Source organism: Lederbergia citrea (assembly GCF_018343525.1).
GTDB classification, from domain to species: domain Bacteria; phylum Bacillota; class Bacilli; order Bacillales; family Bacillaceae_C; genus Lederbergia; species Lederbergia citrea.
Map to the genome: position 1 here is coordinate 585,728 of NZ_JAGYPH010000002.1, position 12,875 is coordinate 598,602.

Sequence of the window (12,875 nt, forward strand, 5' to 3'; positions counted from 1 at the left end):
CTCTTCTTTTAGGAAACGATTAATAGAACAATTCCACTCTAATCGCTACTGTGGAAACAGGGGAAAGTACGTTGTAACAATGCTGCATCGTCAAACTACGAAGATCTCAGAAGCGAGTGAACGAACTTTTTTTATGTTTACATTTGGTTAAAGGATATTTACGACATCTTAATATAATTTGTACCATAATGCCCTAGTAATCGACTAAAAACTAACATATAATTATTTTTGTGTAAAAAAAGAGATGAAAATAACACATCGATATATCAGTTCATCGAAGTGAAAATATAGTAAAGGCTGAGCATTTATGAGCGTAAAAGTATGTATGTTCGTATGGAATCACTTTACGAACGATGCCAGAGTTTTAAGAGAATGTACAGCCTTATCGGAGAATGGATATGAGGTTGATCTGATTTGCATTCACGATCCGAAGGATAAAAACTTAAAGAGACACGAAATCAGGAATGAAAATTTCCATGTACATCGTGTTCGAAGGTACCCAATTCTCCTTGAGCTGTTTCAAAGTGTCTTTCGTTTTTTGAAAGAAAATAAATGGGTTATTCTCCCGCTTTTTTTGTTATGGGGAGTGGTAGTATACTTTTTTCCAATATTAACTATTACGATAACTCTATTTTTAGGTTTATTATTAAAATTGAAACTAGTTCCTTGGTGGATAAAAGCAAGTATATATTTGCGAATGGTCATAAAAGCATACTCAAAGAATTATGATATATACCATTCAAATGATTTAAATACATTGTTACAAGGTTATATCTCCGCAAAATGGAGATTTAAGAAGAAGAAACTTGTATATGATTCTCATGAAGTTCAGACGAGCAGAACGGGGTATAATAGCAGTGTTTATGGAAAGCTAGAAGGTTTTCTTGTAAGAAAGATCGACTCTATGATCGTCGAGAATAATACAAGAGCGAAATACAATGAAGACTTATATGGGTTTTATCCTCATGTTGTTCATAACTATCCGTTTAAAACGATTGGCGAAAATAATGAGATCATTAACATACATGAAATGTTAGGTTTGCCGAAAGGCGAAAAAATCCTTCTTTATCAAGGAGGAATACAAATTGGTAGAGGCCTGGAAAAGCTAGTTCAGGCAGCACCGTTATTTAAAGAAGGAACTCTTGTGTTTATTGGTGATGGTAAACAAAAATCTGAATTAGTGAAACTAGTAGAAGATTTGAATCTGATGGATAAAGTAAAATTCATTTCGAAGGTTCCATTAGAGGATTTGCCGAAATACACTAAGAATGCATATTTAGGTTTTCAAGTTTTGAATAATGTTTGTTTTAATCACTGGTCTGCCTCTTCAAACAAACTTTTCGAATACATGATGAGTGGTGTTCCAGTTGTCGCTTGTAGTTTCCCGGAAATTAAAAAGGTAGTTGAAGACGAAAAAATTGGAATTTGCATAGATTCCCATGATTATAAGGATATTGCTAGAGCAGTCAATATTTTATTAGAAGATACAGATTTAAGAAATGAATTAAGTTATAACTGTTTGAAGGCAAAAGACAAATATAACTGGGAAGAAGAAAAAAAACTTTTTCTAAATGTTTACCAACAAGTAAAAGTCAATAAAACCGTTCAGGAGGAATTAAATTGAAACTTTGTACAGTAGGACTAGGATATATCGGATTACCAACTTCAATTATGTTTGCTAAATATGGTGTTGATGTCGTAGGTGTTGACGTACGTCCGGAAGTAATCGACTCTTTAAATTCAGGAAGAATTCATATTGAAGAGCCAGGATTACAAGAAGCTTTAACCGAAGTGATTGGAAACAAGAAATTTAAGGCATCATTAACACCAGAAAAAGCTGATGCGTTTATTGTAGCAGTTCCTTCGCCAAACAATGATGATATGTACAAATCATGCGATTTAACATTCGTATTAAGCGCAGTAAATAACGTTATTCCTTATCTTGAAAAAGGAAACGTATTGATCATAGAGTCAACTATTGCACCGAGAAGTATGGATGATTTTGTAAAACCTGCTATCGAAGCAGCGGGCTTTGTAGTTGGAGAAGATATATACCTAGTTCATTGTCCTGAAAGAGTTCTTCCTGGTCAAATTATGCATGAACTCGTTTATAATAATCGTATTGTTGGTGGAATTACTGAAGCTTGTACAGAAGCTGGAGCAAAAGTTTACGCAACGTTAGTAAAAGGTGAAATTATAAAAACGAACGCTAAGACTGCTGAAATGTCTAAATTAATGGAGAACACTTTCCGCGACGTTAACATCGCATTAGCTAATGAGTTGACTAAAGTATGTAATGAATTAGAGATTAATACTTTAGAAGTTATAGAAATGGCTAACAAACATCCAAGGGTTAATCTTCATTATCCTGGCCCTGGTGTAGGTGGACATTGTCTAGCGGTTGACCCATATTTTATCGTTGCAAAAGCACCAGAGTCTGCACAAATTATTAACCTTGCAAGAAATGTGAATACATCTATGCCATCATATGTGGTTGATAACGTGAACTCTCTAATGGAAGAAGTCAATGGAAAAGTAGTAACGGTATTTGGATTGACTTATAAAGGTAATGTGGATGACATTAGAGAAAGTCCAGCAATGGAGATATTTGAAATGTTAGAAGCACAAGGCAATTACAAAGTTAGAACTTTCGATCCTCATGTGGAAGGCGATATCGTAATAAAGGATATCGAAGAAGCTGTTATCAATTCAGACCTCATAGTCGTGTTAACAGACCATAGTGAATTTAAAGAACTCGACTTCAATAAACTCTCTGGGATGTCAACTAAGCGTATTTTTGATACTAAAAACATCGTCCAAAACCGCTCAGATGAATTTGAATATATTAATTTTGGCAACCTCTATAAATTTACTAAAAAAGCTTTGGTCCTTACAAACTAATTATAAAAATAAAAGAGTGTTGTTGGAAAGATTTCTCCTTCTGGCAACACTTCTTTGTCATTACAGAAAATATTAGGAGTCGTATATTGTGAAAAAACCACTAGATAGAATTACAGAAGCTTATTTTGGCGATATGGGTGATGCGTTTGCAGAAAAGGTAAGGGATAGAATTCATTGGGTATGTGAAAATGCCAAAGGTGAATCTATTTTAGATGTAGGTTGTTCCCAAGGGATTACTTCCATTCTTCTAGGCAGAGAAGGGAAAATGGTTTTAGGAATTGACTTATTACAAGAGGCAATCGATTTTGCGAATCAAAGATTGGAAAATGAGGAAGAAATAACAAAGCAGCATGTTGAGTTCAAAGCAGCTAATTTTATGAGTATGAACACGGATGGACAAGGATATGATTCAATTATTTTTGGGGAAGTATTGGAACATATTACGGACCCCCAGAGATTTCTCCGAAAAGCTACAAGCTTACTTAACGAGAATGGTTCCATCATTGTTACATTACCCTTTGGTATAAATGATTATTTTGATCATAAAAAAACATACTATCTGTCTGATTTATTAAAGTTCCAAGACAGTAATATTTCGATCCAGGAAATTAAGTTCTTTGGTAAATGGATCGGAGCTATTTTCAAGAAAAAAGATGAAAATTTAAAAGAATTGACAATTAATGATGGGTTAGTTAATCAATTAGAAAGCATTTTTTATACAATAGAAAGAGACCTTTTGCTAAAAGCACGTAATAAAGCGGAAGCTCATAAAAATTTTGAAGAAGAAATCGAAGTTCTTCTTCAAGAAAAAGTGAAAGATGAATCTCTTAGTAAAGAACAATTAGCCAAAAAGAATGCTGAAATTGAAGTTTTGAGTGAGCAGCTTTTAAAGAAAGATGCCCTGATCGAAGAGTTAAATGATAAATGCAAGAAAATGGATCAAGAAATAAGCGATTTAACCGAGCAGAAAAAAAATGCAATCGAAAATACAGAGCTCAATGCAGTAAACTTAGAAAAGCAATATCAGGAAAAAGTACAGGCCAAGAATTCGGAAATTACTGCTCTACATGATCAAGTAGCTGAATTGAAAAAGGAAGCTATACTTGCCAATAAGGAAAAAGTGAATATACAAAGAAGTTTAATTGAAGCACACGAAAAAGAAGAGAAGCTTCTTATTTCGTATCAGAAATTGTTAAAGCAGGATAACGTATCAAGTAAAGTGAAGCAAGAAATTGAAATGAAAGACCGTAAAATAAAACAATTAAAAGATAATGAAAAGGCATTAAATAAACGAATTAATATGATTGAAAAGTATGCGATATTAGCAAAAAAGGAAAAAATTAATGTACAAGAAGACTTGTATAAAGCATACGAGAAAGAAGAAAGATTATTGGGATCATATGAAAGATTACTTAAAAAATACAAAGCGTTAAGTGAATCAAAATTAGGTCAAATTACTTTAGCATATTGGCGTAAAAGACGTAGAAAAAGAGTTGGGGGTAAATAGGTTGGATGTTCAATCAATACAACAAAGACTTAGTACATTAAATAAATTAAAAGAAAAGTTACTAGAGGATATTGAGAGAGATAAGGAAAATATATATGAAATACAATCTATTAAGCCTATCGTAAAAGAAATAAGGGAGCCGAATACTTCAAATTCAAGTAAAATTGAAGTGAGCAAGCCCAAGCCGGCACCAAAAAAGAATGTAGCAAAGAAACAGCCATCAGAAGAAGAAATTGAAAAAAAGAAAGCATATTTGAAAGTTCGCGATAAATTAAGTGATGTTAACTTTTTCAAAAATATAAAGCCACTTTTAGATCAACTTCCGGAAAGCAATGGCAGCAGATATTACAATAAAATTAATGCTAACATTGGAATAATAGCGGATGAGTTCTTATTTAACTCCTTTAAAGATGTGGCAAATTTCCTATATATCGAGAGAAACAATTACAAAAAGTTTAGCGGCAAGTTGGACGTTTTATTAATTGTTACTACTTGGAAGGGATTAAACTTAGAATGGAAGGGTCTGGGAAATCCAAATATTAAAAAACACAGAGAAGAGCTTTATAAAATTATTGATTTTTATCGTTCTCAAGGAACGAAAGTTGTTTTTTATTCAAAAGAAGACCCTGTCAATTATCACATTTTCATAGATATAGCCAAAAATTGCGACTATATTTTCACAACTGCAGAAGAAAAAATCGATAGTTATAAGAAAGATTGCCAAAATGAAAATGTATTTCTTTTGGAGTTTGGCATCAATCCAAATTATCATAATCCAATCGGGATAAAAAAGTTTCCAAAACGGAAGGAAGTACTATTCACGGGTTCATGGTATGATAAGTATCCACATCGCCAGGTTGATACTAGAATGCTTTTTGATGGTGTAATTGAAGGAAATAAAGATTTGAAGATTATTGACCGGAACTATGAATTGAAATTAAGTCAATATTTCTTTCCAGAAGAGTATTTAAAATATGTTTCTCCTTCGATTGAACATACATATTTGCAAAAATTCCACAAAATTTTCGATTGGGCCATCAACCTAAATAGTGTTCAAGAAAGTAATACGATGTTTGCAAATCGTATTTATGAATTGCAAGCGCTTGGGAATATTTTACTTTCCAATTATAGCGTTGGTGTAAATAATAAGTTTCCAAACGTATTTTTAATTCATGATCAAAAAGAAATAAAAGATATCTTTAATAGCTTTTCAGAAGAAGATGTTTATAAACACCAAGTTCAAGGAATTAGACGGGTCATGTCTAAAGAAACGAGTTTCCACAGAGTTGATGAACTACTAGAAAAAATCGGGTTGAATAGACAGCTTGAACAAAGGAAAGTAGCAGTTTTAGTTAAGGAAAAAACAGAGCGTATCGTGGAAATGTTTGAGAATCAAACTTACCTTGAACGCGATTTGTTTTTGGAATCTGACTTCACTGAAGCATTAAAATCTCAGTACGATATGATTGCGTTTTTCGATGAGGCAAATGATTATGGAGAATTTTACTTAGAAGACCTAGTAAATGGATTTAAATATACAGATTCAGATTATATTACAAAAGATGCTTATCTTGACGGTAAGGTATTTAATAAAGGAATTGAACATGACTTTGTAAATAATATGAAGGACAAAAACAGAACCTTGTTTTGGAGTGAGTCTTATTCATTAAAAGACTTACTGAATTTTAATGGATCATTAGCTTTACCAAATGGATTTAGTATTGATCGTTTTGAGTTTAACAACTCAAAGATTGAGAAGAAATCTAATCGAAGAGATTATAAACTCTCAGTCATTGTTCCAACTTACAATAATGGTAATCATTTATTAAACAAGTGTTTTAATAGTCTCAAACGAAGCAGCATGTTTGAAGATATGGAGATTGTGATTGTAGATGATGGTTCAACAGACGATTACACACCTAAAGTAGTCACACATTTAGAAAAAGAATACAGTAATGTTAAGGTGTTTTTCTATAATGATGGAGGTAGTGGAAGCGCGTCAAGACCAAGAAACAAAGGTTTTGAATTATCAACAGCTCCGTTTATTACTTATCTTGATCCTGATAATGAAGCGATTAATGACGGATTTGCTAAATTATATCGGGAGATGGCAAAAGGAAAATACGATTTATGCATCGGCAATATGTTGAGGATAGATACGAAACCACTGAATTTTGATTATTACAGAACGGCTATCCAATTTTATGGAAGTGATGTAATTACCAAAAATGTAAAAGACTATTTGGTTAATACTCAATTTAAAGCAATGAGTATTCAGGCATTAATAGCCAAGCGGGAGGTAATCGGAGACCATTCATTAAAAATGGTTGAAGGTGCAGTTGGTCAAGATACGATATTCTTCCAAGAGTTGTTATTGAAATCAAAGAAGACGAAGGTTATTAATGAACAAATTCATATATATTACGCAGCTGTTAGTGGCTCTGCCGTAAATAGTATATCTAAAAAATTCTTTGAGAAATATTATATATTAGAGCAGTATAGAGTTAAGATGTTAAAAGAGAATAATCTTTTAGACATGTATATAGAGAAAAAATTTGAATACTATTTTACAAATTGGTATTTAAAAAAGTTGAAACAGGTTAATAAAGAAGATGCTATTGATTCTGTGAAATTACTTGGCGAAATATTAGATATGTATAGTAACTACAATGGAGAATCCAAAGAAATCAACGAATATAATAAGCTTTATCAGCAGGGAAGCTACAAGAAAATTGTTAAACAGTTTATTGGATAGACTTCATGGTTATAAAAAGAATGTCCTTTTTAGGGCATTCTTTTTTAAGAAGTGTAGATAACTATTGGAAAGGCTATCAAATAGTATTAAAATAGGTAGTAAGTATTAGGCCCAATAGAAACTTTACAGGAGTGTGACTAGTAGATTGGAGAAATTAAAGATTAAATTTAATCCTTACAACGAACTAAATCTAAATGAGGCAGTTCGCTTAATTATACACGATTGGAAGGATGGAGAGACTCATACAGATGAAGTTATACCACCGGGGAAAGAGCTAGAATTAACCGAAACTGATTTTAAGCAACATTTATATTATAGATATAAGTATCAAGTCGAGAAAGATGGTAAATGGGAAGATTTAACTAGATATAAGCATCTACCTGAGAGAGAAACAGAAGAAGGAATAAAATACTTATACTACCATCACCCCAATTCCTCTGCACTAATTGTGATATTTCAAGCACTAGCCAGTATTCCAGGATATAACTATGTAAGAACCCTAAAGGATCTGCCTGTTTCAAAACTATATATAAAAGATGAGTATGGACCAGATCCAACGAAAGCTTCATATTATCTTGGTGAAAATAAAAAGTTTGATATAGCGACTAACACATCGAAATTAATTGAGGACATTCGAAACTATAACAATTTACCAAAGAGAAAAGTCATCTGTGCAGGTTCAAGTAAAGGAGGCTTTGCATCCATTTATCAAGCCTACCTAAATGGCTATGGTTATGTTGTAGCAGGTGGGCCTCAAATATATTTAGGGGATTATTTAGGAAAAAGTCTTGGAAATCCAAAATCAGTATTAGCTCCAATCTATACTTTTATTACCGGAAACACAATGGCTGATGACAAAAAATGGGCAAACAATATCTTACCTAACTTGATTAAAAGCAATTACCAGAGAGTAACACCTCAATTGAATATACACGTAGGAAAGGAAGAGCCACATTATAAAAATCATGTATTGCCATTTTATGAGTATCTTCAAGAAATTGGAGGTCAAAATATCGAACTCGATTTAGGTGATTATAATGATCATGATGAATTAGCTATTCATTTTCCAGGGTTTCTTAGCAAAAAAGTAAACAAAATACTGAGTGGAATTTCACCTACTGAAACAATTTTATTTAAAAGGACAGAGCCCAATAGTTCCACTTTGGAAATTGTTGAAATGATAATGAATAATGAGATATTTCTCTTTAAAACTTGGAAACCTTTTAAATTCAACGGTGAGTTAAATTGGGATGAAGATCCTTATAAAGATCGAACATGGAAGTTTTATTTGCATGAAATTAGAGTTGTGAGTTTTTTAGTTAACGCTTATGAACTTACAAAAGATATGAAATATTTAAAGAAAGCTAGATGGTATATTGAAAGCTGGATGAGTAAGAATCCTACACCGAATAAGAATGTCAGTGAGTGGGCTTGGAGTGGACATGGTACAGCTAATCGGTTGTTAAATCTGCTGTATTTTTGGACTTATTATAAGGATTCGGACGAATTTGATGAAGAGTTCGAGGCGCAATTCACTGAGCTCCTTTTAGAACATGGTCTTTTCTTAGAGAAGGATGAAAACTACGAAGATTATAATCATGGGATATTCCAAGATCAGGCCTTAATGGAACTTTCAGTACTTTTTCCAGAATTCTCACAAAGCAAGGGTTGGTTAAGAAAGTCCGTAGATCGTCTTACTATGAGAATGAATAAGGACTTTTCTCCAAGCGGTGTTCATAAAGAGCATAGTCCATCTTACCATGTACTCGTCATGAAGTTATTCATGTCCATCAAGAAATTTATGGACTTTTATAATGTCACTTATTCCAATGAGTTTAAAAATAAGTTTCATCTTATGCAAGATTACCTAGCGATAATAACAAATAAAGATGGGACTCTTCCTTTGTTAGGAGATACGGGATTATCAAGGGCTCTCGGCACTCTTAAAGAAGATGAAATTCTTAGCGAATACTGGCTGAATAAGTCCTCAAAAGGTGTAAAAGGAACGCCGTTAAACCGTTCATTTTATCCGTTTCCTGATGCTGGGATAACTATTTATAAAGGAAAAGGAAACAAAAATGATGTAGAGTGGGTATTCACCTCAGCATTTCATTCAACTGTTCATAAACACGCTGATGATTTATCCTTATTACTTCGCCATGGGAAGACTAATTATTTCGTTGATAGTGGAAGATATAACTATAAAGAAAAAGATCCATTTAGGAGATTCTTTAGAAGCGTCTTTGCTCATAATTCTATAGCTGTCGATGGCAAATCATATAATTTAACAAGTTCGCAATCTGGCAAATCTTTAATTACAGATTATGGACAAACAGATTCATATACCTACGTTCGAGGACAGCATCATTTATATGAAGGTATTACAATCACAAGACTGCTTCTTCATTTAAAAGACGGACCTATATTAATACATGATAAAATCGAATCAAAAGAAAAACATAAATATACACAAATATTTAATATAGGAAAAGATATAGCTGTAAATAGCCAAGATAACAACTCTCTTTTATTACAGAGTAAATTAGATCATACGTATGTTGAGTTGAAACAAGCAAACGCCATTAAAGATTTTACTCTGTTTGAGGGTAGTACTGATCCAATCCAAGGCTGGCAATCATTCGACTTTAATCAAAAGCATCCTATAAAGTCAGCCCATTTTACAATTGAAGGTAACTCTGTAGAATTCTTAACCTTAGTAAATCTGAGCAGTAATAGCACTGTGGATAGTGTTGTGGTACAAGAGGAATCTGATAATCATGTCTACAAGTTATTAAAAGATGCTGATGAAATTTTTAATGTTTCTCTTAAGGAAACTCATACCAATCATGAAAGTATGATTAATAATCAGTTAAGGGTTGATGAGCCGGTGATTAATAATATTATCTTATCGAATAAAAACGATTTAGTACCCCAAGGCACCTCAATTACCGTCACAATAGATGCAAACGGAGATAACTTAACATATGCCTGGTATGTATACCATAATGGAAAAAGAATAGATGTAAAAAAGTATTCTCCAAATATGAAAAAACTTACTATAAAATTGAATCAGGAAGGCAAATATTATTTGAAGGCGTATGCGAAAAATGATAAGGGAGAAAAGGTTTCTAGAAACACCAATATTATAAAAGTATATAAAGTTAATATAGCTCCCAAAGAAAAAAAGTCTATAATTAATTTATATGACAATAAGAAAGTAGCATATGAGGATATTGAAAAATTAAAAATGAATTTTGAGGATCCAGCAATTTTGTCTGTGGAAAAAAATAAGGTGAATTACGATTTTTTAATCAAGACCAATAAAAATTCACCATTTCTTGTGGTACTAGGTTCAGGTGCATATAATGCAAAAGAATATAATCCCCCGATTTTTCAACGTCATTCCTGGGCCGAACAATTACAGACTAATGTAATTTTTTATAACGATCCGACATTGTATTTGGGAGAAATAAATCTTGGGTGGGGACAAGGTACTAAACAAGACTTCTATCTTGAGAGCATAGCAGATATGGTTAAACAGTTCGCCATTAAAATGAATATAAATAACAGTAACATTTTATTTTATGGAAGCTCAGCGGGTGGTTTTATGTCCCTCATTTTAGGCGGGATATTGAAAGGAAGTTCTGTTTTAGTAAATAATCCACAAACAATTGTTCCAAACTATTATAAATCATATGTTCAAGCAATGTATGAAGCCAGTTATCCAAATATAAACAATCAACAAATCAATAATAATTATAAAGAACGATTGGATATAACAGCTTTTTATAAGTCTATTGGATACATGCCAAATATTTATTATTTGCAAAACGCAGCATGTCTGCATGATATGGAAAATCATTTTAACCCATTTCTTAATAAGGTCAGTGAGTTTCTCAAGCAAGAAAAAAGCGGACAATTCATCTCCCACTTATATTGGGATGAACAAAGTCAGCATAATCCGGTAGGTAAAGAAGATACATTGTCTTACATTAAGAAAGCTTCAGAGTTATTTCTTAACAATAACTAAATAAAACGGAACCCCTTTAATATAGAGATAGATCCTAAAAGGATATAAATCTACTTAAAGGGGTTTTTTATGGGTTACTTCAAGTTAATCAATATTGATATAAGGGCTGAAGCACGATATTATTGAGTTGTTTTTCTTTATATAAGATTTAATTCTATAGCTACCCTTTTCTGTAAAGTTAAATGATAGGACATTATTATCGGAGTAAGATGTTTTTTCATATATTTTATCATCTTTATAAATATACCAAGCAAATTTCATACCTGGAATATCCATACATTTAGCTTTAATCAAATATTTATTTTCTTCAATGCTTGATAGTTCAATACTATGATAATCAATGCTAAGTAAATAAGAGTCTAGAGATTCTAAAGCAGTATTTGTCATATTTTGATTAGCACGGAATAACATTTTATAGAATCCCAATAATCGTCCATTAATATTATCCTCATTATAAAACTGATCAATTAAATTTAGCGATAATTCGCCTAAATTCTTTCTAGATTCTTGACTTTCAATGACATATTTCAAATCATTTTCTATCGATCCTTCTACATAACTTTCTAATTTATTTCCTATTCCGCCGAAATTACTATAAACGCCATCAAGCCAATTATTTTCTTTTATGAGTCCAATATATCCCTTGCTGCCAAGTGCGATTACCGGTTTACCACAACTCATTCCTTCTAAAGCACAACGACCAGGGGCGATCAAAATATCACTATTTATATATTCATTTAATAGCTCTTCGTTTTCTTTCCAGCCAACAAACTCGATACTATTTCTCCCTTGAGAGATCTCATTTCCTCGTCTTATCATTTCATCTTTTTGAGTACCTTCACCTACTATTGTCCAACATATTTTCTCCGAGTGTTGTTTAGAAGTAAATGCAAGGGCTTTATAAAAGATATCTATAATAAATTGCTTATCTTGGTCAAGTCTAGAAACTAAAGAAATATTAAGTTTCTCTTTTCCTATCTCTGGAACAACGCTTTTATTAAATAACTCTCGATTAACTCCATTTGGCATTACAAAAAGTTTATGTTTAAAATTCGCTATATTTTTCTTGGAGAGATAATCAATCAGATAATCCTTTATTCCTTCAGATACTGTAAAAACTAAATCTACTTCATGAATGTAAGTTTCTATTTTATTAGTATGTTTACCATGAAAGGTAATGACTAACGGTATTTTTAAATAACGAGCTATATGTTGAGCAAACCATCGACTTGCAAAGGGATGTGTATGAATAATATCGATCTTGTTAGCATTATTTATATCAACAACTTTTCTGAGTGTTTGAGGTAACTCATCTTCCGTAAAATCGGTGGTGATGGTATGGATGCCTAATCGATTTAATTTTTCTTGGAATAACCCGGGTTTGCACAAAACGGTAACATCGCAATTATTTTTCTTACTATACAATGCGGTAGATAAGACATTTTCATGCAAGCCGCCTAAAGGAGCATTAAAGAAAACAGGGATTAATATATGCATAAATTAATTTCACCTTTATAATATTGTATTTTGGAGCAATAGATATAATATTGTAAATTTGTATGGTCCTGAATTAACAGCTATGGCTAGGTGCACTATTTAAGGATTAAAAAAACAATTTACATGACAATTGCTATTGATTTTCTGTCGACTTCTAATGCCAATATATTACTCATGGAGTCAAA

6 protein-coding genes are annotated in these 12,875 nt (G+C 32.2%); 5 read left to right on the forward strand and 1 reads right to left on the reverse strand.

The annotated features are described in order from the left end of the window. Positions 1–307 precede the first annotated feature (307 nt). The 5 genes from KHA88_RS11940 (at position 308) to KHA88_RS11960 (ending at position 11,193) form a co-directional block, all read left to right on the forward strand. Positions 308–1,624 (forward strand): glycosyltransferase, encoded by a 1,317-nt coding sequence (locus KHA88_RS11940; RefSeq protein WP_213122028.1) that lies wholly within the window; start codon positions 308–310, stop codon positions 1,622–1,624. Next, positions 1,621–2,901 (forward strand): nucleotide sugar dehydrogenase, encoded by a 1,281-nt coding sequence (locus KHA88_RS11945; RefSeq protein ID WP_213122029.1) that lies wholly within the window; start codon positions 1,621–1,623, stop codon positions 2,899–2,901. The genes KHA88_RS11940 and KHA88_RS11945 overlap by 4 nt, the downstream gene beginning before the upstream one ends. A gap of 88 nt (positions 2,902–2,989) precedes the next feature. Continuing rightward, positions 2,990–4,408, forward strand: coding sequence for a methyltransferase domain-containing protein (locus tag KHA88_RS11950; RefSeq protein WP_213122030.1), 1,419 nt, complete (start codon positions 2,990–2,992; stop codon positions 4,406–4,408). Between the two features lies 1 nt (position 4,409). Further along, a complete protein-coding gene (locus KHA88_RS11955) occupies positions 4,410–7,163 on the forward strand; it encodes a glycosyltransferase (RefSeq protein ID WP_213122031.1) in 2,754 nt (917 codons plus the stop codon). A gap of 145 nt (positions 7,164–7,308) precedes the next feature. After that, complete coding sequence (locus tag KHA88_RS11960) at positions 7,309–11,193, forward strand: heparinase II/III family protein (protein WP_213122032.1); 3,885 nt, start codon at positions 7,309–7,311, stop codon at positions 11,191–11,193. 84 nt (positions 11,194–11,277) lie between these two features. Here KHA88_RS11960 and KHA88_RS11965 read toward each other — a convergent pair whose 3' ends face one another. Further along, entirely contained in the window at positions 11,278–12,690 is a 1,413-nt protein-coding gene (locus KHA88_RS11965) for a glycosyltransferase family 4 protein (protein ID WP_213122033.1), read from the reverse strand. Between the last annotated feature and the right edge of the window lie 185 nt (positions 12,691–12,875).